This window comes from Klebsiella sp. 7-CIP_Kleb., from assembly GCF_050378655.1.
In the GTDB taxonomy this organism is placed as follows: Bacteria; Pseudomonadota; Gammaproteobacteria; order Enterobacterales; family Enterobacteriaceae; genus Klebsiella; species Klebsiella quasipneumoniae.
On the sequence record NZ_JBNRLJ010000002.1, the window covers coordinates 668809 to 693041 of the forward strand.

Genomic DNA, 24233 nt, shown 5'->3' on the forward strand with positions numbered 1-24233 from the left:
CATAAGGCTTAAATTTCTTAACCACTCTTAATTAAAGGAATAAATATGATGTTCAAATTTAATTTAACTTATGTCGCACTCGCGGCAGCCCTTAGCTCATCGTTTGTCTATGCCGACCCAAACACATGGACGCACTCATCAGGCACAACCGTTGTTGATATTGAAAAACCTAACGCGGCTGGCGTATCTCACAATATGTACCGTGATTTTAACGTCGGCAGCAACGGGGTGATTTTGAACAACAGCGGCGACGATCTTACCCATGACAAATTTGGCAATATTGCCAGGAATAATAATTTAACCAACGGCAGCGCATCCGTTATTCTCAATGAAGTGACCTCAAATAAGTCCAGTTCCCTCAACGGATTTATAGAAGTCGCGGGTCAAAAAGCCGATGTTATTATCGCTAACCCGAACGGTATCTCCTGCTCAGGCTGCAGCTTCATTAATACCAATTCAGCAGTATTAACGACCGGGCAGGTGAAACTTAACGATAACGGAGGGATCGGGTCCTATACCGTCAGTAAAGGCAAGATCACTATCGGCAACAAAGGTATGGATGCCTCGAACAACTATGCCCTGCTGCTGGCGGAAACCATTGCTATCAATGGCTCGCTCAGCGCTGCCAACACCTCATTAGGCGCGGGAAGCTTTACCTTTGATAACACGACAGGACAGATGACTTCCGCAGGTAAAACCCCAAGCTTATTGCAGATGCTATTTCCTGAATACAGTATCGACATCAGCAGTCTTGGCGGAATTAAAGCCAATAGCATCAGTATGATGGGTAACGATTATGGTTTGGGCGTGCGCAATAAAGGCAGTATTGTTTCTAACAGCATGTTGTCGATGGTCAGCAGCGGAGAATTGGTCAACGAAGGTTCGATCACCGGCAATGGTATGCTCACGCAGATCGTTTCGGCGGGGAACTTTAATAACTCGGGTAGCATATCAACAACCAGTGCGACTGCAATTAATAGCTTACAGGCCCTGACTAACAACGGGACTATCACAGGCACCAGGCAGCTGGTGGTTAACGCCTCGGGAAATCTGGAAAATAACGGCACCATCTCAAGCAAAACGGCGTTAAGCGTAACCACTAACGGCAATTTGAAAACTTCCTACGGTTCCAATCTGCTTTCAGACAACCAATTAGTGGTAGGCGCCCTCGGGAATATCGATAACGGCGGTTCTACTCGTGCAAAAAACACTACTGTCTCTTTTAGCGGCAGCTCGCTCAATGTGACGGGAAACATCCACGGAACCGAAACCCTCACCATTCAATCGATTAAAGACAAAGAGATTTCGTCTGGCGCGATCGGCAGCTCAGGGACCATCAAAGGAGGTAATATCGCCATCAAGACAAAGGGGAATGTCATATTAAATAAAGGTAGCCAACTTCTTGTCACAGATAACCTAACGGCAGAGAGTAAGAGTTTTAATAATAAAGGCGGTACCATTCGTGGCGATAATGCAGTCATGAACTTTACCCACAGTGGCATACAAAATAGCGGAGAAATTATTGGCGGGACTATCAACATCAGCACTAAATCAGATTTTCTTAATGAATGGCTGATTCAATCTTTTGGCGATATGACCATTGACACCAACAATAATGGCAATATTATCAATCGTGGTCTTATCCACGCTGACGGAACCATGACGTTAAATGCCAAAAAGATTGTTAATGGCGGTTATAAATGCGGATTTCTGGGTCTGATGACCTGTGAAAAAGGAACGCTCAGCGGCAATAAATTGGTCGTGAACGCTTATCATAACTACGCGAGCGAAATCGGTGGAAGTCAGTACTTTAAATCGACAGAAATTAACACGCTCAAGTAAGTGTTAAACAACTAAAATGACATCTACTGCTGGCGTCGACTGCACCAGCAGTAGATTCCCGGGCTAAGCGTTTACTCATTATGGCTCAAAGGGCCGCCTTTGGAACTGGTCGTGACCGCATTTTGGGCAACGCGGCAGTACGTCAGGCGTATACACCGGAAGATGATAATGGCATTTCTCACACACCAGGTTACCCAACCCCACCACTTCGCCGCTGTGATAGACACCGTGATGGTTGAGATCCTGAAACACCTCGCGCCATTCAAGCTGAGTTTTATCGGTAATATCCGCCAGTTCCTGCCAGAGACTCTCTTTGATCACCCGCATAAAGACGCTGTCAGTCAGCTCGTCCTGACTCTCTTCATAACTGAGGGCGAACTCTTCCAGATCGCGTCGAACAGCGCGGATCACATTGTTGATTTCGCTCTGCGTTAACTCGCCGGACTGGCTAATCTTGACCCTGGCCTGCTCCACCAGCGCATCAATATCACGTTCTCCATTGCGTAACCGCTCGCTGAGCGTCGACACCAGCTCTCGGTAGAACTGAGCAACCTTGTTCATCTTTTCGCCTCCGGTGTGGTTAACTTCTTCTTATGATAGCCGTTATCTGCGGATAGCTCTGCCAGCCAAGCCACAGAGTCGCGAAATATTCTCCACCGCTTTCCTCTCTGTAAATGTGTGAAAGGCTGTTTTGACGTTAGCGTTTGGGCTATGCTATGCCGATCTGAAATAACACATCCATTGGCTACATTTTGTAGCTGTATTGAAAACAGGACCACTGGCTGCCATGCAAGAGCAATACCGCCCGGAAGAGATAGAATCGAAAGTCCAGCTTCACTGGGACGAAAATCGTACATTTGAAGTAACTGAAGACGAGAGCAAAGAGAAGTATTACTGCCTGTCGATGCTTCCTTATCCTTCTGGTCGACTACACATGGGTCACGTGCGTAACTACACCATCGGCGACGTGATTGCCCGCTATCAGCGCATGCTGGGTAAAAACGTCCTGCAGCCAATTGGCTGGGATGCGTTCGGTCTGCCGGCGGAAGGGGCGGCGGTAAAAAACAACACCGCGCCAGCGCCGTGGACCTACGACAACATCGCCTACATGAAAAACCAGCTCAAAATGCTGGGCTTCGGCTATGACTGGAGCCGCGAGCTGGCAACCTGCACCCCGGAATACTACCGCTGGGAGCAGAAGTTCTTCACTGAGCTGTATAAAAAAGGCCTGGTGTACAAAAAAACCTCCGCAGTGAACTGGTGCCCGAACGACCAGACCGTGCTGGCCAACGAGCAGGTTATCGACGGCTGCTGCTGGCGCTGCGACACCAAAGTCGAGCGTAAAGAGATCCCGCAGTGGTTTATTAAAATCACCGCCTACGCCGATGAGCTGCTGAACGATCTGGATAAGCTGGACCACTGGCCGGACACCGTGAAGACCATGCAGCGCAACTGGATCGGCCGTTCTGAAGGGGTGGAAATCTCCTTTGACGTCAATAACTACGCCGACAAGCTGACCGTCTATACCACCCGCCCGGACACCTTTATGGGCTGTACCTACCTGGCGGTCGCTGCGGGTCACCCGCTGGCGCAGCAGGCTGCGGCGAACAATCCGGCGCTGGCCACCTTCATCGACGAATGCCGCAACACCAAAGTGGCGGAAGCCGACATGGCGACGATGGAGAAAAAAGGCGTCGATACCGGCTTTAAAGCTATCCACCCGCTGACCGGTGAAGAAATTCCGGTATGGGCGGCTAACTTTGTGCTGATGGAGTACGGCACCGGCGCGGTGATGGCCGTTCCGGGCCACGACCAGCGCGACTACGAGTTCGCCAGCAAATACGGGCTGAACATCAAGCCGGTGATCCTCGCCGCCGACGGCTCCGAGCCGGATCTTTCCCAGCAGGCGCTGACCGAGAAAGGCGTCCTGTTTAACTCCGGCGAATTCAGCGGCCTCGATTATGAAGCGGGCTTCAACGCTATTGCTGACAAACTGGCTGCCATGGGCGTAGGTGAGCGTAAAATTAACTACCGCCTGCGTGACTGGGGCGTATCCCGTCAGCGCTACTGGGGCGCGCCGATCCCGATGGTTACCCTGGAAGACGGCACCGTGCTGCCGACCCCGGAAGATCAGCTGCCGGTGATCCTGCCGGAAGACGTAGTCATGGACGGTATCACCAGCCCGATCAAAGCCGATCCTGAATGGGCCAAAACCACGGTTAACGGCCAGCCGGCGCTGCGCGAAACCGACACCTTTGACACCTTTATGGAATCCTCCTGGTACTATGCGCGCTACACCTGCCCGCAGTATCAGGAAGGGATGCTGGATTCGCAAGCGGCCAACTACTGGCTGCCGGTCGATATCTACATCGGCGGCATCGAACACGCGATCATGCACCTGCTCTACTTCCGCTTCTTCCACAAGCTGATGCGCGACGCGGGGATGGTCAACTCCGATGAGCCGGCGAAACAGCTGCTGTGCCAGGGCATGGTGCTGGCTGACGCCTTCTACTACGTAGGCGAAAACGGCGAACGTAACTGGGTCTCCCCGGTTGACGCCATCGTCGAACGTGACGAAAAAGGCCGCATCGTGAAAGCGAAAGACGCGGCGGGTCACGAGCTGGTTTACACCGGCATGAGCAAGATGTCCAAGTCGAAAAACAACGGCATCGATCCGCAGGTCATGGTTGAGCGCTACGGCGCGGATACTGTCCGTCTGTTCATGATGTTCGCATCCCCGGCGGATATGACCCTCGAGTGGCAGGAATCTGGCGTCGAAGGGGCGAACCGCTTCCTGAAACGCGTCTGGAAGCTGGTCTACGAACACACCACCAAAGGGGACGTTGCGGCCCTGAACGTGGCGGCGCTGAGTGAAGATCAGAAAGCGCTGCGTCGCGATATCCACAAAACTATCGCCAAAGTGACCGATGACATCGGCCGTCGTCAGACCTTCAACACCGCCATCGCGGCGATCATGGAGCTGATGAACAAGCTGGCGAAAGCGCCGCAAGAAGATGAGCAGGATCGCGCCCTGATGCAGGAAGCCCTGCTGGCGGTAGTGCGTATGCTCAACCCGTTCACCCCGCACGTCAGCTTCACCCTGTGGCGTGAGCTGAACGGCGAAGGTGATATCGACAACGCGCCGTGGCCGGTGGCGGATGAAAGCGCGATGGTGGAAGACAGCACCCTCGTCGTCGTCCAGGTCAACGGCAAAGTTCGTGGTAAAATTACCGTTGCGGTAGACGCAACTGAAGAGCAGGTCCGCGAGCGCGCCGGCCAGGAGCATCTGGTGGCGAAGTATCTCGACGGCAAAACCGTGCGTAAAGTGATTTACGTCCCGGGTAAACTGCTCAATCTGGTCGTTGGCTAAGCGCGGGAGGAAGCGTGCGATATCTGGTAACAATGTTGTTATCTCTGGCGGTGCTTGCCACCGCCGGCTGTGGCTGGCATCTGCGTAGCACTACCAAGGTGCCCACCACCATGAAAACCATGATTTTCCAGTCGAGCGATCCGAATGGCCCATTAAGCCGCGCGGTGCGCAATCAGCTGCGTCTTAACGGCGTGGAACTGATCGACGCCAGCACGCTGCGTAAAGATGTCCCTTCTCTGCGCCTCGATGGTTCGTCGATTCAGAAAGATACGGCCTCGGTGTTCCAGGACGGTCGTACGGCGGAATATCAGATGGTCATGACCGTCCATGCCAGCGTTCTGATCCCGGGTCACGATATCTATCCGATAACCACTAAGGTCTATCGTTCGTTCTTTGATAACCCGCAGGCGGCGTTAGCCAAAGACGCCGAGCAGGATATGATTATCCAGGAAATGTACGATAAAGCGGCGGAACAGCTGATTCGTAAACTACCAAGCGTTCAGGTAGCGGATGTTGAAGCCACCCAGCAGGAAGAAAAACCGGTCGCGGGCAGCACCGCGCCGGCGTCCTCGGGTAACCGCGTCTCCACCACGCTGGGTCAATGATGATTCGGTTGTACCCGGAACAGCTCCGCGCGCAGCTCACTGAAGGGCTGCGCGCGGCCTATCTGCTGCTTGGCAACGATCCTTTGCTATTGCAGGAAAGCCAGGACGCTATTCGCGAAGCCGCTGCCGCACAAGGCTTTACCGAACACCATACCTTTTCTATCGACAACAGCACCGACTGGCAGGCGCTTTTCGCCTTAAGCCAGGCGATGAGCCTGTTTGCCAGCCGGCAAACCCTGTTGCTAATCCTGCCAGAGAATGGCCCCAACGCGGCGATCAACGAACAGCTGGCGACGCTGGTCGGTCTGCTGCACGACGACCTGCTGCTGATAGTTCGCGGTAGTAAGTTGACCAAAGCCCAGGAGAATGCCGCGTGGCTCACCGCGCTGGCGCAGCGCGCCGTCCAGGTCAGCTGCCAGACGCCGGAATACGCGCAGCTGCCGCGCTGGCTTGCCGCCCGGGCCAAACAACATCAGCTGCAGCTCGACGACGCGGCCAGCCAGCTGCTGTGCTACTGTTACGAAGGCAATCTGCTGGCGCTGGCGCAGGCGCTGGAGCGTCTGGCGCTACTCTGGCCGGACGGTAAGCTGACGCTGCCCCGCGTTGAGCAGGCGGTGAACGATGCCGCGCACTTTACCCCTTACCATTGGGTCGATGCCCTACTGGCAGGCAAAAGTAAGCGCGTGCTGCATGTCCTGCAGCAGCTCCGTCTTGAAGGCTGCGAGCCGGCGATCCTGCTGCGTACGCTACAGCGGGAGCTGCTGCTGCTGGTGACCCTCAAGCGCCAGTCGGCACAGACGCCGCTGCGTTCGCTGTTTGATAAACATCGGGTCTGGCAAAACCGCCGTCAGCTGCTCAGCGACGCCCTCGCCCGACTGAGCGGCGAACAGCTTCGCCAGGCGGTGACTCTTCTGACCCGCGCGGAACTGACCTTTAAACAGGATTACGGGTACGACGTCTGGCCCGAACTGGAAAGTCTTTCGTTGTTGCTCTGCCACAAAGCCCTGGCGGACGTTTTTATTGATGGTTGATATGACTCACTTACAGGCAATCTATGGCGGCACCTTCGATCCGGTGCATTATGGTCACCTCAAGCCGGTCGAGATCCTGGCGAATCAGATTGGCCTGAGCAAGGTCATCATCATGCCTAATAACGTCCCGCCGCACCGTCCACAACCGGAAGCCACCAGCGCCCAGCGCGTGCACATGCTGAAGCTGGCGATTGCCGATAAGCCGCTGTTCACGCTCGATGAACGCGAACTGCAGCGCGATACCCCCTCCTGGACGGCGCAAACGCTGCAGGAGTGGCGCCAGGAGCAGGGGCCGCACAAGCCGCTGGCGTTTATCATTGGCCAGGATTCGCTGCTCACCTTTCCCACCTGGCACCGCTATGAAACCATCCTCGACAATGTCCACCTGATTGTCTGCCGCCGGCCGGGTTACCCACTGACCATGGCCCATGAGGCCGATCAGCGCTGGCTGGATCGCCATTTAACCCACGATGTGGAATCTCTGCATCGCCGCCCTTCCGGCGTGATCTACCTGGCTGAGACACCGTGGTTCGATATTTCGGCGACGATCATTCGCCAGCGCCTCGAGCGCGGCGAGTCCTGCGCCGAGATGCTGCCGGCCGCGGTGCTGGACTACATCCGCGAGCAGGGTCTCTATTGCTGACCCCGCGCTGGGCCTGACGCGAAAAAAGCGCTATGGTAACGCCACCTCTCCATCGCCCGTCAGAGCCTGTTCATGAAATTATGGTTAGTTCGCCATGGCGAAACCGAAGCCAACGTTGCCGGATTATACAGCGGCCATGCCCCAACGCCCCTGACGCCGCGAGGCGTCGCTCAGGCGCGAGCGCTCGGCGAACGGCTGCGCGCGGTGCCTTTCGATAAAGTCTTCTGTAGCGAGCTGGCGCGGACCGGGACAACGGCCGATCTGCTGCTTGGCGATCGCGCTATCCCGCGCGAATGCCATGCCGCGCTCAATGAGATGTTTTTCGGCGACTGGGAGATGCGTCATCATCGCGACCTTCAACGAGAAGATGCGCAAAACTATGCCGCGTGGTGTGCTGACTGGCAGCACGCGGCCCCCACTAACGGCGAAAGCTTTCAGCGTTTTGCCCGCCGCGTCAGCGAGTTTATCCCCACGCTGACCGACTGCCGCCATCTTGACCATCTGCTGATCGTCGGCCATCAGGGCGTTCTGAGCCTGCTGACCGCCCTGCTGTTGCAGATGCCCGCCGCGGCGATGTGGCACTTTCCGATAGCCCATGGCGCCTGGAGCCTGCTCGAAATCCGCGACGATTTCACCACCCTGCGGGTATTAAATAGCCAGGCCGTCTGGCAGTCGGAAGAAGAATTCCCGCCGAACCATTGACAGGCCAGAGCAGGCTGCTATTCTCCGCTGCCAGGCAGCATCCGCCAAAGCCGCTTTGCAGAAAATTGTTTTACAAAAATGGCGATGCAATCCTCGGCGAGGGATGGGATGATACCCCGCCGCGAACGCCTGCCGACAGACATTTCACCCGACTTTTTCATCAGTTCAGGTATACTGTCAGGCTCTTTATGATTATCAATCTTCACGCACCCAGGGGGAACACTTGCAGGGTAAAGCACTCCAGGATTTTGTTATCGACAAAATTGATGACCTGAAAGGTCAGGACATCGTTGCCATTGATGTACATGGCAAATCCAGCATCACCGATTGCATGATTATCTGCACCGGCACCTCCACGCGTCATGTGATGTCCATCGCCGACCACGTGGTTCAGGAATCCCGCGCCGCCGGCATGCTGCCGCTGGGCGTTGAAGGGGAAGCCGCCGCCGACTGGATCGTCGTCGACCTCGGCGACGTGATGGTTCACGTCATGCAGGAAGAGAGCCGTCGTTTGTACGAGCTGGAAAAACTCTGGAGTTAATGCGTGAAGTTGCAGCTGGTGGCCGTTGGCACCAAAATGCCGGACTGGGTACAGACCGGCTTTAGCGAGTATCTGCGCCGTTTTCCCAAAGATATGCCGTTCGAACTGGTGGAGATCCCAGCCGGTAAGCGCGGCAAGAACGCTGATATCAAGCGCATCCTCGAAAAAGAGGGCGAGATGATGTTAGCCGCTGCCGGTAAAAACCGCATCGTGACCCTGGATATTCCGGGTAAACCATGGGATACGCCGCAGCTGGCGCGCGAACTGGAACGCTGGAAACAGGACGGGCGCGACGTCAGTTTGCTGGTCGGCGGCCCGGAAGGCCTCTCTCCAGCCTGTAAAGCAGCGGCGGAACAGAGTTGGTCGCTCTCCACCCTCACCTTACCTCACCCGCTGGTGCGCGTACTGGTGGCCGAGAGCCTGTATCGGGCGTGGAGCATTACCACCAACCATCCGTACCACCGTGAGTAATGATGATCAGGGTAGACTGAGCAGCGAATGAAATTACAGAATTCTTTCCGCGACTATACGGCTGAATCCTCGCTGTTCGTGCGCCGGGCGCTGGTCGCTTTTTTGGGGATTTTGCTGCTTACCGGCGTTCTGATCGCCAACCTGTACAATGTGCAAATCGTTCGCTTCGACGACTATCAGACGCGTTCGAACGAAAACCGCATCAAGCTGGTGCCGATCCCGCCGAGCCGCGGCATTATTTACGATCGTAACGGCACTCCGCTGGCGCTTAACCGCACCATTTATCAGCTGGAGATGATGCCGGAGAAAGTCGATAACGTGCAGCAAACGCTGGATGCGCTGCGCGACGTCGTCGATTTAACCGACGATGATATCGCCGGCTTCAAAAAGGAGCGCGCCCGCTCCCATCGCTTTACCTCGATTCCGGTAAAGGTCAACCTCAGCGAAGTGCAGGTGGCCCGCTTTGCCGTCAACCAGTACCGCTTTCCCGGCGTGGAAGTCAAAGGCTACAAGCGCCGTTACTATCCCTATAACTCGGCGCTGACGCACGTCATCGGCTACGTTTCGAAAATTAACGATAAAGACGTCGACCGCCTCGATAAAGAGGGCAAACTGGCCAACTACGCCTCGACCCACGACATCGGTAAGCTGGGTATTGAGCGTTATTACGAGGACGTCCTGCACGGTCAGACCGGCTACGAAGAGGTTGAAGTGAACAACCGCGGCCGCGTGATTCGTCAGCTCAAAGAGGTGCCGCCGCAGGCCGGACGCGACATCTACCTCACCCTTGACCTCAAGCTGCAGCAGTATATCGAAACGCTGCTGGCTGGTAGCCGCGCCGCAGTGGTGGTCACCGACCCGCGTACCGGCGCCATTCTGGCGCTGGTTTCGACGCCGAGCTACGACCCGAACCTGTTCGTCGACGGCATCTCCAGTAAAGATTACTCCGGCCTGCTCAACGATCCGAACACGCCGCTGGTCAACCGTGCGACGCAAGGGGTCTATCCGCCGGCATCGACGGTCAAACCGTACGTCGCCGTCTCGGCGCTGAGCGCCGGGGTGATCACCCGCAATACCAGCCTGTTTGACCCGGGCTGGTGGCAGCTGCCCGGCTCGGAAAAACGCTATCGTGACTGGAAAAAATGGGGCCACGGCCACCTGAACGTCACCAAAGCGCTTGAGGAGTCCGCGGATACCTATTTCTATCAGGTCGCCTATGACATGGGCATCGATCGCCTCGCGGAGTGGATGAGCAAGTTCGGCTACGGCCACTATACCGGTATCGACCTCGCCGAAGAGCGCTCGGGCAACATGCCGACCCGCGAATGGAAGCTCAAACGCTTTAAGAAACCCTGGTACCAGGGGGACACTATTCCGGTGGGCATCGGCCAGGGTTACTGGACTGCCACGCCGATCCAGATGAACAAAGCGCTGATGATCCTGATTAACGACGGGGTGGTGAAAGTGCCGCACCTGCTGCAAAGCACCGTGGAAGACGGCAAGCCCGTTCCGTGGGTCCAGCCTCATGAGCCGCCGGTAGGCGACATTCATTCCGGCTACTGGGAAATCGCCAAAGACGGCATGTTCGGCGTGGCCAACCGCGGCAACGGCACCGCGCACAAGTATTTCGCCAGCGCGCCGTATAAAATCGCGGCCAAGTCCGGTACCGCCCAGGTGTTTGGCCTGAAGGCCAACGAAACCTATAACGCGCACCGAATCTCTGAGCGTCTGCGTGACCATAAACTGATGACGGCGTTTGCGCCTTATAACAACCCGCAGGTTGCCGTGGCGATGATCCTGGAAAACGGCGGTGCCGGCCCGGCGGTCGGTACGATTATGCGCCAAATCCTCGATCACATCATGCTGGGCGATAACAACACCACGCTACCAAGCGAAAACCCGGCGGTGACCGCAGGGGAGGATCAATAATGACGGATAATCCGAACAAAAAATCGCTGTGGGATAAGATCCATCTTGACCCCACCATGGTGCTGATCCTGCTGGCGCTGCTGACCTACAGCGCGCTGGTTATCTGGAGCGCCAGCGGTCAGGACGTCGGCATGATGGAGCGTAAAATCGGCCAGATCGCCATGGGCGTGGTGATCATGATCGTCATGGCGCAGATCCCGCCGCGGGTCTATGAAGGCTGGGCGCCCTACCTCTATATTTTCTGTATTATTCTGCTGGTGGCCGTCGACGCCTTCGGCGCCATCTCCAAAGGGGCGCAGCGCTGGCTGGATCTCGGTATCGTCCGCTTTCAGCCGTCGGAGATTGCAAAAATTGCCGTGCCGCTGATGGTGGCGCGCTTTATTAACCGCGACGTCTGCCCCCCTTCGCTGAAGAACACCGGTATTGCCCTGGTGCTGATCTTTCTGCCGACGCTGCTGGTGGCGGCGCAGCCTGACCTCGGGACCTCGATTCTGATCGCCCTCTCCGGTCTGTTTGTGCTGTTCCTCTCCGGCCTCAGCTGGCGACTGATCGGCATTGCGGTGGTGCTGGTCGCCGCCTTTATCCCGATTTTGTGGTTCTTCCTGATGCACGACTATCAGCGCCAGCGCGTGATGATGCTGCTCGATCCGGAAACCGACCCGCTGGGCGCGGGGTATCATATTATTCAGTCTAAAATTGCCATTGGCTCTGGCGGTCTGCGCGGCAAAGGCTGGCTGCACGGCACCCAGTCGCAGCTGGAGTTCCTGCCGGAACGCCATACCGACTTTATCTTCGCCGTTCTCGCCGAAGAGCTGGGCCTGATTGGCGTGCTGATCCTGCTGGCGCTCTATATTCTGCTGATCATGCGCGGACTGTGGATCGCCGCCCAGGCGCAGACCACCTTTGGCCGGGTCATGGCCGGTGGTTTAATGTTGATTTTATTCGTTTATGTCTTCGTAAATATTGGTATGGTGAGTGGTATTTTACCGGTGGTGGGCGTACCGTTGCCGCTGGTGAGCTACGGGGGCTCCGCCCTGATCGTATTGATGGCCGGGTTTGGTATCGTGATGTCGATCCATACCCACAGAAAAATGTTGTCGAAAAGCGTTTAAAGGGGTTCGCAATGCGTAAGCAATGGCTGGGGATCTGCATAGCAGCGGGGCTGCTGGCGGCATGTTCGAGTGATGACGTGCAACAAAAGACGGTCAGTACTCCACAGCCGGCCGTCTGTAATGGCCCGACGGTTGAGATCAGCGGCGCCGATCCGCAGTATGAAACGCCGAACGCGACGGCGAATCAGGATTATGAGCGCGACGGTAAGCGCTACAAAATCGTCCAGGATCCGGCAAACTTTACTCAGGCCGGTTTCGCGGCGATCTATGACGCGGAACCCAACAGCAACCTGACCGCCAGCGGTGAAACCTTCGACCCGACGCAGTTGACCGCGGCGCACCCGACGCTGCCGATCCCGAGCTATGCGCGGATCACCAACCTCGCCAACGGGCGCATGATCGTCGTGCGGATTAACGATCGCGGTCCCTACGGCAACGATCGGGTTATCTCGCTCTCGCGCGCGTCCGCCGACCGCCTGAACACCTCGAACAACACCAAAGTGCGTATCGACCCCATCATCGTCGCGCCTGACGGTTCGCTTTCCGGCCCGGGAATGGCTTGTACCACCGTCGCCAAACAGACTTACGCTCTGCCCGCCCGTCCGAATCTGGACGGCGGTGACGCTGCTGGCATGAACCAGCCTGCGCCAACTGACGTTCGCCCGATCAGCAACAGCACGCTGAAGCCGGAAGATAGCGTTGGCGCTCCGGTGAACAGCGGCGGTTTCCTCGGCGCCCCGACGCCGCTGAACAGCGGCGTGCTGGAGAGCAGCGAACCCGCGGCCGCCACCGCGACCGCACCTGCCGCCGGCGCCACGCCAGCAGCGCCGGTGACCGCCCCCGGCTCCATCCAGGGTAGCGTCGCGCCCGCAGCGGCCGCAGCCGCCGGCGCCGTTGCCGCTTCCTCTTCCGCCACCTCCAGCGCCAGCGGTAACTTTGTCGTCCAGGTGGGCGCAGTGAGCGACCAGGCGCGGGCGCAGCAGTATCAGCAGCGTCTGAGCCAGCAGTTCTCTGTGCCAGGCCGCGTCATGCAAAACGGCGCGGTGTGGCGTATTCAGCTGGGACCATTTGCCGACAAGGCGCAGGCCAGCGCCGTTCAGCAGCGCCTGCAAAGCGAAGCGCAGCTGCAGTCCTTTATTACTCGCGCCAACTAAAGGCCGCGGGCAGCCCGTTCACCTTGCGCATGTAAAAGTCATTAACAAACTCATGCGCAATGTCGGATGCTGGCCCGCAGAGCATTTGCTATAGTAAGGCACTTTTTTTAACTCCATCACGGATGCCGTTGTTCTGACCATGAAGACCTCTTTCACCGCTCGTTTACTCATCACGGCGCTCTCCGTTGCAGCGCTCTCCTCCGCTGCCCGCGCCGATGACCTGAATATCAAAACGATGATCCCAGGCGCCCCGCAGATTGACGCCGAATCCTGGATCCTTATCGATTACAATTCTGGCAAGGTGCTGGCTGAAAACAACGCCGACTCCCGCCGCGACCCGGCCAGTCTGACCAAAATGATGACCAGCTATGTTATTGGTCAGGCGATGAAAGCGGGCAAATTCAAAGAGTCCGATCTGGTCACCGTCGGCAACGACGCCTGGGCCACCGGCAACCCGGTATTCAAAGGCTCTTCCCTGATGTTCCTCAAACCGGGGATGCAGGTGCCGGTTTCCCAGCTGATCCGCGGTATCAACCTGCAGTCCGGTAACGATGCCTGCGTGGCGATGGCCGACTATGTCGCCGGCAGCCAGGATGCCTTCGTCAGCCTGATGAACAACTACGTCAACGCCCTCGGCCTGAAAAACACCCATTTCCAGACCGTTCACGGCCTCGACGCTGACGGCCAGTACAGCTCGGCGCGCGACATGGCGCTGATTGGCCAGGCGCTGATCCGCGATGTGCCGAACGAATACTCGATCTATCGTGAGAAAGAGTTCACTTTCAACGGCATCCGCCAGCTGAACCGTAATGGCCTGCTGTGGGATAACAGCCTGAACGTCGACGGCATCAAAACCGGCCACACCGACAAAGCAGGCTACAACCTCGTCGCTTCCGCCACCGAAGGCCAGATGCGTCTGATCTCGGCGGTAATGGGCGGCCGGACGTTCAAAGGGCGTGAGTCGGAAAGCAAAAAACTACTGACCTGGGGCTTCCGCTTCTTCGAAACCGTCAACCCGATTAAAGCCGGCAAAGAGTTTGCATCCGAACCAGCCTGGTTCGGCGACAGCGATCGCGCTTCGCTGGGGGTGGATAAAGACGTCTACCTGACCATCCCGCGCGGCCGGATGAAAGATCTGAAAGCCAGCTACGTGCTGAATAACACTGAGCTGCATGCCCCGCTGCAGAAAAACCAGGTCGTCGGCACCATTAACTTCCAGCTGGATGGTAAAACCATTGACCAGCGCCCGCTGGTGGTGCTGCAGGAAATTCCGGAAGGTAATTTCTTCGGTAAAATTATTGATTACATTAAATTAATGTTCCACCACTGGTTTGGTTAAAAATCGAACGCTTGAAAGTGTGATTTCCATCCCCATATACTATTCATCCAAGTAACCTGATAACTCCCGCCCTTGGTGGGAGTTATTATTTTGTCGTAACACCGGAGCTGACATGAAAACCAAACTTAACGAACTGCTTGAATTCCCTACGCCATTTACTTACAAAGTAATGGGGCAGGCGTTGCCTGAGCTGGTTGATCAGGTGGTGGAAGTGGTACAGCGCCATGCGCCTGGTGATTACTCGCCGTCAGTAAAACCGAGCAGCAAAGGTAACTACCACTCGGTCTCCATCACCATCAACGCCACCCACATTGAACAAGTGGAAACGCTGTACGAAGAGTTAGGCAATATCGATATCGTTCGGATGGTGCTGTAACCCTTTCCCTGACCCGGCCGCCGTGCCGGGTCTTCTCATTCCCTTTCACACGGCTGTGATATACTCCCCGACCTGAATTCTCTCTTCCCGGCGGAGATGTTGTTTTGCAGCACAATAAAATTCTAATCCGGCAGCTTGGCCTGCAACCTTACGAACCCGTCTCGCAGGCGATGCATGAATTTACCGACGCCCGTGATGAAGATACCCTCGATGAGATCTGGCTGGTAGAACATCACCCGGTCTTCACCCAGGGTCAGGCCGGCAAAGCGGAACACCTGCTGGTGCCCGGTGATATTCCGGTGATCCAAAGCGATCGCGGCGGCCAGGTAACCTATCACGGCCCGGGACAGCAGGTAATGTACGTCCTGTTGAACCTCAAGCGCCGCAAGCTGGGGGTGCGTGAACTGGTGACGCTGCTGGAGCAAACGGTCGTCAATACCCTTACCGAATATGGGATTGAGTCGCACCCCCGCGCCGATGCCCCTGGCGTCTACGTCGGCGATCGCAAAATCTGCTCTCTGGGATTGCGGATCCGTAAAGGCTGCTCTTTCCACGGCCTGGCGCTCAATATCGCGATGGATCTGACGCCGTTTCTGCGTATCAACCCCTGCGGCTATGCCGGTATGGAGATGACGCAAATGCGTCAGTGGCTACCGGAAGCCACCCCGGAGACTGTCGCTCCGCGGCTGGTCGCCAATCTGCTGGCGCTGTTGAACCATCCCCCGCACGAATACCTGCCTCAGGGTTAAGCGGCAGATCAGCGCCCCGCTTACGGCGGGGGGCTGAACAAGTAACACATTATTTTTGCAATCAATTGTCACGCACGGCAACGCCGCGGGCCGCTATACTTGGCCTATCATTCCCAACCGGACTCATCGCGTGCCAGAGAATACGCCGCCGTCAGAATCTCCTGACAGACAGGACGAACGTTACGACCGTCAGATGTTTCGCATCCTGCGTAATATTGACCTCAATCTGTTGACCATCTTCGAAGCCGTGTATGTACACAAAGGTATCGTCAATGCCGCGAAGATACTCAATATCACGCCGTCGGCCATTAGCCAGTCAATTAACAAACTGCGGGCGCTGTTCCCCGATCCGCTGTTTATCCGCAAAGGCCAGGGCGTGACGCCCACCGCCTATGCCACCCACCTTCACCAGTACATCAGCCGCGGTATGGAGGCTTTCCTTAGCGCGCTGGATATCACCGGCAGCCCGGACCAGCAGCGGGTGATCACTATCGCCACTACGCCAGCCATGGGGGCGCTGCTGATGCCTTGCCTGGCCAGCGCGCTGAAGCCGGCCTTTCCGCAGATCCTGCTGCACAACATCGCCCTTACCGACGCCGCGCGGCAGCTCGACCAGCGCCAGGTGGATCTGTTAATCGACACCCATCTGCACAGCGGTCAGGCGCTAAGCCATCACGTGCTGTATCAGGATCGGGTGCAGATGTACTGCCGCGCTGGGCATCCTGCGCTGGACGGTCCACAAGATGAATCCGCCCTCGCGCAATACGAGTTTGCGCTGCTGCTGCCTGAAGGCCAGCGCTACCCTACGCTGCATCGTCGACTGCAGGAGGAGATGGGCGAGCGCCGCTGCGGTTTCAGCACCTTCAACCTGCTGACCCAGGCGGCAATGATCGCCGAGAGCGATATGCTGGGGCTAACCACCGAGCGCCTGTTCGCCATGGTATCCCGTCTCTGGCCGCTGCAAACCCTGGATGTTCCCTCCCTGCGGGAAGAACAGATTGATGTTGCGCTGCATTTCAATAAGCAGAGCGGGAAAGAGCCATTGCTGAAAGAGATCATTGAGACCGTGATCCAGGCGTTTAAGGCGTAGCGCACGGAAGGGAAAAGGATAAAACAACAACTATTTTACAATTTGCCGGGCAGGCAGGCTGCTTTCTGCCCCTTTTCAATGGTATACTGCCTGCTCTTGATTCAAAAATAGTTGATAATTGCAACATTTCATTGAATTAATTCGCTTTCCTTCGTGACTCGCAACTGGAACACGCACGCTATGAGTAAACCCATTGTGATGGAACGCGGTGTTAAGTACCGCGACGCCGATAAAATGGCCCTTATCCCGGTGAAGAACGTGGCAACTGAGCGTGAAGCTCTGCTCAGAAAACCGGAATGGATGAAAATCAAACTTCCGGCAGACTCGTCCCGTATCCAGGGAATCAAAGCAGCGATGCGTAAGAACGGCCTGCACTCCGTATGCGAAGAGGCCTCCTGCCCGAACCTTGCAGAATGCTTCAACCACGGTACCGCGACCTTTATGATCCTCGGTGCGATCTGTACCCGCCGTTGCCCATTCTGCGACGTCGCGCATGGCCGCCCGGTCGCGCCAGATGCGAACGAGCCACAGAAGCTGGCGCAAACTATCGCCGATATGGGGCTGCGCTACGTGGTGGTCACCTCGGTGGACCGTGACGACCTGCGCGATGGCGGCGCACAGCATTTTGCCGACTGCATCAGCGCCATTCGCGAGAAAAACCCGACGATTAAAATCGAAACGCTGGTCCCGGATTTCCGCGGCCGCATGGATCGCGCCCTGGAGATTCTGACGGTGACCCCGCCGGACGTCTTCAACCACAACCTCGAAAACGTACCGCGCCTCTATCGTCAGGTGCGTCCGGGCGCGGATTACAACTGGTCGCTGAAGCTGCTGGAGCGTTTTAAAGAAGCGCACCCGGAGATCCCGACAAAATCCGGCCTGATGGTGGGCTTGGGCGAAACCAACGACGAGATCATCGAAGTTATGCGCGACCTGCGCCGTCATGGCGTCACCATGCTGACGTTAGGCCAGTATCTGCAGCCGAGCCGTCACCACCTGCCAGTGCAGCGTTACGTTAGCCCGGAAGAGTTTGAAGAGATGAAAGCAGAAGCCATGGCGATGGGCTTCACCCACGCCGCCTGCGGCCCCTTCGTTCGCTCTTCCTATCATGCCGACCTGCAGGCTAAAGGGATGGAAGTTAAATAACCTGCCGCTTCTCCCGCTGCGTCACTTCCCGGCGCAGCGGCGCTCTCCGCTTCGCCTTCCCGTAACAATTAGTTGCATCTTTCCTGAGCGGCGTCGATAAAAACGACAAAGGCCGCAACGTAAACGTCGCGGCCTCTTCGCCGAACCTTCCGCATCCCGCCAGGGGACGCAGCCGGAGAATTACTCTTTATGAGAGAGCTTCTGCGCCGGTACTTCGTCTTCAGCGGTGGTTTTCTTCGCGCTATCGTCATCTTCGTTCATGGCCTTTTTAAAGCCCTTGATAGCCGAACCCAGGTCGCCGCCCAGCGTACGTAATTTCTTGGTACCAAACACTAAGATAATCAGTGCTGCAACTACCAGCAGTTTGGTAATACTAATCTCACCCATAGCTAACCTTCTTCTCTATACAAGCTGCGAATACGCCATCATACACGTATTTATCCGTCATATTGTAATCCACCTGTGCGCGGGCCGCGTGATTCAGCCCGAGGCCTCCCCTCCGGGAGTGAGCGCTGGGGTGTCCGTCCTGACGTGCACAGCGAATTATTGGGATAAACAATACGGGTATTTGGCGCGCGGACACAATAGCAATCTGTAACAAGGTGAATCAAGCCTTGTTTAAAAAAACGTCACAATAATTGCGGTGGCGCAAACCGTCGGTTCTGCAGCACCGGCAAACGCTCGCGAACCCGCGTAAGGTAGTCTGCGGAAATATCGGCATAGATCAGCTGCGGCTCGCTCCCCGCGCCCGCCACGGTGGTCCCCAGCGGATCGATGATGCGGCTCTGCCCGATGTTACGCGTCCCGCATTCGCCTGCCGCCACGACGTAGCAGGTCGTGTCCAGCGCGCGCGCCGCCAGCAGCGTCGCCCAGTGATGCTCTTTTTGCGGCCCTTTCACCCATGCGGTGGGCAGCACCAGCAGCTGCGCACCGTTCAGCGCCAGCGACAGCGCCAGTTCCGGAAAACGCAGATCGTAACAGGTCATCAGGCCAACGCGAAATCCCGCCACGTCAATCACCGGGGGAATTTGCCTGCCGGGATCCACCCGCCGGGACTCCTGCATTGCGAAGGCGTCGTATAAATGAAGTTTGTGATAATGGGCAATGATTTTCCCTTCACGCAATACCACCAGCGTGTTGGTTGCTCTTCCCTCCCCCGACGGCACATGCAGCGTCAGGATCGTCGTCAGGCCGTTACGCGCGCTCTCGGCCAGCAGCAGCTGCAAAAACGCCCCATCCAGCGTTTGGGCCGATTTTACCGACAGATCCGGGTCGTTGTCATCACGTGCCAGCAACGCCTCCGGCAGCACCAGCAGCGCCGCCCCTTCACGCGCCGCCTGCTGCATCATCGCCACACAAGTGTGCGCATTCGTCTGCCATACTGGCGTGACGATAAACTGCCCTGCCGCTACCCGCATGTTTTTCTCCCGTCAGGTTATGAATAGCCAATTGCGCCCGTTGCGCGCTACACTTGACACTCTCTTACATCAAATAGCAGGAAACGACCGTGTTTCAACTTCTTTGCGCCGTTTTTATTGGCGGCGGCACCGGCAGCGTTTTGCGCTGGTGGCTCGGCATGAAGCTTAATCCTGTGCACCATGCTATCCCTATTGGAACGCTGACCGCCAACCTGTTAGGCGCCTTTGTGATCGGCGCCGGGCTGGCGTGGTTTAATCGACTGACCGGCATTGACCCGATGTGGAAGCTACTGATCACCACGGGTTTCTGCGGCGGGTTGACCACCTTTTCCACCTTCTCTGCGGAAGTGGTGTTTCTTCTGCAGCAGGGGCGAGTGAGCTGGGCGCTCCTCAACGTTGCGGTGAACTTGCTGGGTTCGTTTGCCATGACGGCTGTCGCCTTCTGGCTCTTCTCGCAGGCCGCCAGCCGCTAAAGGCGTAATCAACAGGCAAAAAAAAACCCGCTGTTTAGCGGGTTTTTATATTCTACTGACGCGTTGCTTACAGAGCGATTACGTTTGCAGCAGAAGGGCCTTTGGCACCGTTAGTGATTTCGAACTCTACGCGCTGACCTTCAGCCAGAGTTTTGAAACCGTTGGACTGGATTGCAGAGAAGTGTACGAATACATCTTTGCTGCCATCTTCCGGAGTAATGAAACCGAATCCTTTGGACTCATTAAACCACTTAACGTTACCTTTAATCTTAGACATCAAAATTACCTTTATATGAAAAATCGACACTAATGCTGTGTCGGGTATCAGTACACCAATTGTGGTACCTTTTGTCCAGTGCAACTTTGCTAAAAAGTGATAAAAGTCGCTATCTTTTTTAGTGGGTAACGCTTTAGTCCTTGTTTTTCCACAAGACGCGTCACTTATCTCATTTATTGCTAAGACTTAGCGAATTAAAACTGTATGCGAGCCCAGGCGAAGTAAACGTTACCGTTATTGTAGGTGCCGGGAATGTAGGTCATCTGGAACGTTGCCGGACCGTAACCTATTGACGCTAATGGCAAGATCACCGGAATCGGAATGTAGTTCCAGTTATCGCGCGCCGTCACCCCAAGGGTATAGCCGAGACCGAGGCGGAAGTTCTGATCCGTCAGCGGGCGCCAGGTTTTCTCCCAGCCGTAGCCGCCAATGGGCTCCCACTTATTGAAAGAGTCTTTAAACGCCATCAGGTACAGACCGTGCCAGTTCCCTTTCTCATCCCAGCGGGAGACGCCGAAACCGGCCCCCCACGGACGTTCGTTATACTTATCCGTCTTTTCCTTATCGTAGGCAAAGCGCGCGTGCCAGGTGATGGCTGGAACGTACAGATCATAGTGCTCTGGCTCGTTCCAGGTCTGCGCAACGTTATTACTTAAGGTATGGTAACCTTCGCTAAGGGTCGATGAAAACGACGCGCTGGCGTTTCCGGACACCAATAACCATCCTAAAAAACCAAGAGAAAACAATGAAAAACGACGTAACATCAACACTTTTCTATTACCACTTTCATTTAAAAGCCACCTAAAATAGCAAAGATAGTCTCAATACAGGTTGAACGAAATAAGGCAAACTCCTGATTTTCTCCCGCTGACCATCAGAACCACTTAACTATCCATCTGGTGATTATATCCAGGCGTAACGGGGACGCGTAGTTCTTGTCGCTTTATTGATTTGCATCAGCGAGTTTCGTCCGTTTTTTCGGCACATTCGCACATTAAAATTTGGTGTGACGCTTTTTCACTACATATTCTTTGGGCTTAGGGGTAATAAATGCTGACGTTTATTGAGATCCTGATCGGGATCGTGGTCATTGTGGGCGTCGCCCGCTATATCATCAAAGGCTACTCGGCCACCGGGGTGCTGTTCGTCGGGGGCTTAATCTTATTGATCGTCAGCGCCCTGCTGGGACATAAAGTCTTACCAGGCAATACCGCGGGCACCGGTTACTCCGCCACTGACATTATTGAATACATTAAGATTCTCCTCATGAGCCGTGGCGGCGATCTGGGTATGATGATCATGATGCTGTGCGGCTTTGCCACTTATATGACTCATATTGGCGCCAATGATATGGTGGTGAAATTAGCCTCAAAGCCATTGCGCTATATCAATTCGCCCTATCTGCTGATGATTGCCGCCTACTTTGTCGCCTGCCTGATGTCACTGGCCGTCTCCTCCGCGACCGGCCTCGGCGTGCTGCTGATGGCGACCCTGTTCCCGGTGATGGTAAACGTCGGTATCAGCCGCGGGGCGGCGGCGGCCATCTGCGCCTCGCCGGCGGCGATTATCCTTTCGCCCACCTCGGGCGACGTCGTGCTGGCGGCCAAAGCGGCCGAAATGCCGCTGATCGACTTTGCCTTTAAGACCACGCTGCCGATCTCCATCGCCGCTATCATCTGCATGGCGATCGCCCACTTCTTCTGGCAGCGCTACCTGGATAAAAAAGAGAACATTTCCCACGAAATGCTCGACGTCAACGAGATCACCACCAACGCTCCGGCGCTGTACGCCATCCTGCCGTTTACGCCTATTATTGGCGTGCTGATCTTCGATGGCAAATGGGGACCGGAACTGCACATTATTACCATCCTCGTCGGCTGCATGCTGCTGGCGGCGATCCTCGAATTCCTGCGCGGGTTCAACACCAAAAACGTCTTCAGCGGACTGGAAGTCGCCTACCGCGGGATGGCTGACGCCTTCGCCGGCGTGGTGATGCTGCTGGTCGCCGCCGGCGTTTTTGCTCAGGGATTAAGCACCATCGGCTTCATCAATGGTCTGATCTCCATCGCTACCTCCTTCGGCTCGGCCAGTATTATTCTGATGCTGGTGCTGGTGATCCTGACCATGCTGGCGGCGATGACCACCGGCTCCGGCAATGCCCCGTTCTACGCCTTTGTCGAGATGATCCCCAAGCTGGCGCACTCCTCCGGCATCAATCCGGCCTATCTGTCGATCCCGATGCTGCAGGCTTCAAACCTTGGCCGCACAATATCGCCAGTCTCTGGCGTGGTGGTGGCCGTCGCCGGGATGGCGAAGATTTCCCCGTTCGAAGTGGTCAAACGCACCACGGTGCCGGTGATGGTTGGCCTGCTGGTGGTGATCGTCGCGACCGAGATCCTCGTCCCCGGCAGCGCGGTCCACTAATGGTCTAACCACGTGAAAAGGCGCCAGCAGGCGCCTTTTTTATGCTTTAATAACCCCCCGTTATCTTTTGCCATCCACAATCAGGAATAAACATGTTCAGGAAGGAATTCGCCGCGCTTGCCCTTGTGCTTACCGCCACTCAGGCCGGCGCTGAACCGCTCACCGCGACGCGATACGCTGATTTTGACCGCTATGTCCTGGCCCTCTCCTGGCAAACCGGATTCTGTCAGAGCATGTATGACCGTAACCGCAACGAACCGGAAGAGTGTCGCCTGCAGCAGGAAACCGCGAATAAAGCCGATTTTCTGACCGTGCATGGCCTGTGGCCCGGGCTGCCAAAGTCCATTGCCGCGCGCGGAGTGGATGAACGACGCTGGATGCGCTACGGCTGCGCCACGCGCCCGGTGCCCGACATGCCGGAGGTGAAAGCGAACCGAAAATGTCAGGCGGCGGAGACCGGGTTGTCGCTGGAGATGGCCAACAAACTGAATAGCGTGATGCCGGGCGCGGGCGGCGCCTCCTGCCTCGAACGTTACGAATACGCCAAACATGGCGTCTGCTTCGGCTTCGATCCCGACAGCTATTTTGGCGCCATGGTGCGCCTGAATGGAGAAATTAAGCGCAGCCCGGTAGGCGATTTCCTTGCCAAACACTATGGCCAAACCGTTAGCCGCGCCGACTTCGACGCCGCTGTGGCCCGCGCCTGGGGTCCGCAGAGCGTGAAGGCGTTTAAATTAACCTGTAACGGTAATCCGGCCTATTTGACCGAGATGCAAATCTCGCTCAACGCCGCGACCATCAATGCCCCGCTGGCCACTTCCGCCTTTTTGCCTCAGCCTCACCCAGGTAACTGCGGCGCGCAGTTTATCCTCGATAAGGTTGGCCACTAGCGCGACGCGGCGTGCTGACCAGAAAACGTCGTTCGCCGGGGGTCGTTGCGCGCTGATTGTGCGTTTCATCACTTCAAACTGCCGGCAACTCTCAGTATGATGGGAGAACCTTAACCCTTGCCTTTTTCGGCGAGGGTTTTCTTTTACGGACAGGTTCCTGGATAACATGGAGTATGCAATGACCAGACCCGCAATCATCATTAACGAACTGGATGCCGAACGTATCGACAGGCTGCTGGAGCAGCCAGCTTTCGCCAGCTCGCCGGTTGCCGATGCCCTGAACGACGAGCTCGACCGCGCGCAAATGCTGGCGCCAGAAGCGATGCCGCACGATGTCGTCACCATGAACAGTACGGTTAAATTCCGCGATTTAACCAGCGGCGAAGAGCGCGTGCGGACGCTGGTGTTTCCGTCGCAGGTGACCGACAGCGCCAGCCAGCTCTCGGTCCTCGCGCCGGTGGGCGCCGCTCTGCTCGGCCTCAAGGTCGGCAGCACCATTCACTGGGAGCTGCCGGGCGGGGCGTCGACGCACCTGGAAGTGCTGGCGCTGCTGTACCAGCCGGAAGCCGCTGGCGAATTCCACCGCTAATCTCCGCTGCCTGAGGCGTATCGCGCTTTATTCAGAGGATGTCCACACATCCTCTTTCTGCT

At 56.4% G+C, this 24233-nt stretch carries 25 protein-coding genes; 20 read left to right on the plus strand and 5 right to left on the minus strand.

Annotation, left to right across the window (positions count from 1 at the left end; all coding sequences use genetic code 11):
- Positions 1–48: 48 nt before the first annotated feature.
- Positions 49–1842, plus strand: coding sequence for a filamentous hemagglutinin N-terminal domain-containing protein (locus ACQUTI_RS10865; protein WP_062914536.1), 1794 nt, complete (start codon positions 49–51; stop codon positions 1840–1842).
- 78 nt (positions 1843–1920) lie between these two features.
- On the opposite strand, the gene ACQUTI_RS10870 is transcribed toward ACQUTI_RS10865, so the two are convergent.
- Positions 1921–2403 carry a zinc ribbon-containing protein gene (locus ACQUTI_RS10870; protein WP_004885892.1) on the minus strand — a complete coding sequence of 161 codons (483 nt, stop codon included), beginning with the start codon at positions 2401–2403 and terminating at the stop codon, positions 1921–1923.
- Positions 2404–2629: 226 nt separating this feature from the next.
- Between ACQUTI_RS10870 and leuS the strand changes: the two genes are divergently transcribed.
- The 15 genes from leuS to lipA all read left to right on the plus strand — a co-directional run bounded on the left by leuS (position 2630) and on the right by lipA (position 18100).
- Positions 2630–5212, plus strand: coding sequence for a leucine--tRNA ligase (leuS, locus tag ACQUTI_RS10875; protein WP_017899092.1), 2583 nt, complete (start codon positions 2630–2632; stop codon positions 5210–5212).
- A gap of 14 nt (positions 5213–5226) precedes the next feature.
- On the plus strand, positions 5227–5817 hold the full coding sequence (gene lptE / locus ACQUTI_RS10880; protein ID WP_004885890.1) for an LPS assembly lipoprotein LptE: 591 nt from the start codon (positions 5227–5229) through the stop codon (positions 5815–5817).
- Positions 5817–6848 carry a DNA polymerase III subunit delta gene (gene holA, locus ACQUTI_RS10885; protein WP_004885888.1) on the plus strand — a complete coding sequence of 344 codons (1032 nt, stop codon included), beginning with the start codon at positions 5817–5819 and terminating at the stop codon, positions 6846–6848. The genes lptE and holA overlap by 1 nt, the downstream gene beginning before the upstream one ends.
- Positions 6841–7491 (plus strand): nicotinate-nucleotide adenylyltransferase, encoded by a 651-nt coding sequence (gene nadD, locus ACQUTI_RS10890; protein ID WP_023319968.1) that lies wholly within the window; start codon positions 6841–6843, stop codon positions 7489–7491. The genes holA and nadD overlap by 8 nt, the downstream gene beginning before the upstream one ends.
- Positions 7492–7563: 72 nt before the next feature.
- Positions 7564–8193 carry an adenosylcobalamin/alpha-ribazole phosphatase gene (locus ACQUTI_RS10895; RefSeq protein WP_048323398.1) on the plus strand — a complete coding sequence of 210 codons (630 nt, stop codon included), beginning with the start codon at positions 7564–7566 and terminating at the stop codon, positions 8191–8193.
- Positions 8194–8416: 223 nt separating this feature from the next.
- Entirely contained in the window at positions 8417–8734 is a 318-nt protein-coding gene (rsfS, locus tag ACQUTI_RS10900; protein ID WP_002894623.1) for a ribosome silencing factor, read from the plus strand.
- 3 nt (positions 8735–8737) lie between these two features.
- Positions 8738–9205 (plus strand): 23S rRNA (pseudouridine(1915)-N(3))-methyltransferase RlmH, encoded by a 468-nt coding sequence (gene rlmH, locus ACQUTI_RS10905; protein ID WP_002894620.1) that lies wholly within the window; start codon positions 8738–8740, stop codon positions 9203–9205.
- 27 nt (positions 9206–9232) lie between these two features.
- Positions 9233–11134, plus strand: a complete 1902-nt coding sequence (gene mrdA, locus ACQUTI_RS10910) for a peptidoglycan DD-transpeptidase MrdA (RefSeq protein WP_004885880.1) — start codon at positions 9233–9235, stop codon at positions 11132–11134.
- Positions 11134–12246 (plus strand): peptidoglycan glycosyltransferase MrdB, encoded by a 1113-nt coding sequence (gene mrdB / locus ACQUTI_RS10915; protein ID WP_004885876.1) that lies wholly within the window; start codon positions 11134–11136, stop codon positions 12244–12246. Before mrdA ends, mrdB begins: the two co-directional genes overlap by 1 nt.
- Before the next feature lie 11 nt (positions 12247–12257).
- Positions 12258–13400, plus strand: a complete 1143-nt coding sequence (rlpA, locus tag ACQUTI_RS10920) for an endolytic peptidoglycan transglycosylase RlpA (RefSeq protein WP_004885873.1) — start codon at positions 12258–12260, stop codon at positions 13398–13400.
- 139 nt (positions 13401–13539) lie between these two features.
- The gene (gene dacA, locus ACQUTI_RS10925) at positions 13540–14739 is read left to right on the plus strand and encodes a D-alanyl-D-alanine carboxypeptidase DacA (protein ID WP_002894539.1); all 1200 of its coding nucleotides are present in this window, start codon (positions 13540–13542) and stop codon (positions 14737–14739) included.
- Between the two features lie 112 nt (positions 14740–14851).
- Positions 14852–15115 (plus strand): DUF493 family protein YbeD, encoded by a 264-nt coding sequence (gene ybeD / locus ACQUTI_RS10930; protein ID WP_002894474.1) that lies wholly within the window; start codon positions 14852–14854, stop codon positions 15113–15115.
- Between the two features lie 104 nt (positions 15116–15219).
- Entirely contained in the window at positions 15220–15864 is a 645-nt protein-coding gene (gene lipB, locus ACQUTI_RS10935) for a lipoyl(octanoyl) transferase LipB (RefSeq protein ID WP_004885871.1), read from the plus strand.
- Between the two features lie 130 nt (positions 15865–15994).
- The gene (locus ACQUTI_RS10940) at positions 15995–16954 is read left to right on the plus strand and encodes a YbeF family transcriptional regulator (RefSeq protein WP_017899088.1); all 960 of its coding nucleotides are present in this window, start codon (positions 15995–15997) and stop codon (positions 16952–16954) included.
- 180 nt (positions 16955–17134) lie between these two features.
- On the plus strand, positions 17135–18100 hold the full coding sequence (gene lipA / locus ACQUTI_RS10945; RefSeq protein ID WP_004885864.1) for a lipoyl synthase: 966 nt from the start codon (positions 17135–17137) through the stop codon (positions 18098–18100).
- 180 nt (positions 18101–18280) lie between these two features.
- Here lipA and tatE read toward each other — a convergent pair whose 3' ends face one another.
- Together tatE and ACQUTI_RS10955 are read right to left on the minus strand one after the other, a co-directional pair.
- Complete coding sequence (gene tatE, locus ACQUTI_RS10950; RefSeq protein WP_004885862.1) at positions 18281–18487, minus strand: twin-arginine translocase subunit TatE; 207 nt, start codon at positions 18485–18487, stop codon at positions 18281–18283.
- 242 nt (positions 18488–18729) lie between these two features.
- A complete protein-coding gene (locus ACQUTI_RS10955; RefSeq protein ID WP_043521639.1) occupies positions 18730–19518 on the minus strand; it encodes a deaminated glutathione amidase in 789 nt (262 codons plus the stop codon).
- 89 nt (positions 19519–19607) lie between these two features.
- On the opposite strand from ACQUTI_RS10955, the gene crcB reads away from it, so the two are divergent.
- A complete protein-coding gene (gene crcB, locus ACQUTI_RS10960; protein ID WP_002894459.1) occupies positions 19608–19991 on the plus strand; it encodes a fluoride efflux transporter CrcB in 384 nt (127 codons plus the stop codon).
- 67 nt (positions 19992–20058) lie between these two features.
- Here crcB and cspE read toward each other — a convergent pair whose 3' ends face one another.
- On the minus strand, positions 20059–20268 hold the full coding sequence (gene cspE, locus ACQUTI_RS10965; RefSeq protein WP_002439184.1) for a transcription antiterminator/RNA stability regulator CspE: 210 nt from the start codon (positions 20266–20268) through the stop codon (positions 20059–20061).
- 194 nt (positions 20269–20462) lie between these two features.
- Positions 20463–20981 carry a lipid IV(A) palmitoyltransferase PagP gene (gene pagP / locus ACQUTI_RS10970; RefSeq protein WP_004885852.1) on the minus strand — a complete coding sequence of 173 codons (519 nt, stop codon included), beginning with the start codon at positions 20979–20981 and terminating at the stop codon, positions 20463–20465.
- A gap of 337 nt (positions 20982–21318) precedes the next feature.
- Between pagP and dcuC the strand changes: the two genes are divergently transcribed.
- The 3 genes from dcuC to rnk all read left to right on the plus strand — a co-directional run bounded on the left by dcuC (position 21319) and on the right by rnk (position 24171).
- Entirely contained in the window at positions 21319–22692 is a 1374-nt protein-coding gene (dcuC, locus tag ACQUTI_RS10975) for an anaerobic C4-dicarboxylate transporter DcuC (RefSeq protein WP_108450605.1), read from the plus strand.
- A gap of 92 nt (positions 22693–22784) precedes the next feature.
- A complete protein-coding gene (rna, locus tag ACQUTI_RS10980; protein ID WP_048323383.1) occupies positions 22785–23582 on the plus strand; it encodes a ribonuclease I in 798 nt (265 codons plus the stop codon).
- A gap of 178 nt (positions 23583–23760) precedes the next feature.
- The gene (gene rnk, locus ACQUTI_RS10985) at positions 23761–24171 is read left to right on the plus strand and encodes a nucleoside diphosphate kinase regulator (protein ID WP_004885849.1); all 411 of its coding nucleotides are present in this window, start codon (positions 23761–23763) and stop codon (positions 24169–24171) included.
- Positions 24172–24233: the final 62 nt, after the last annotated feature.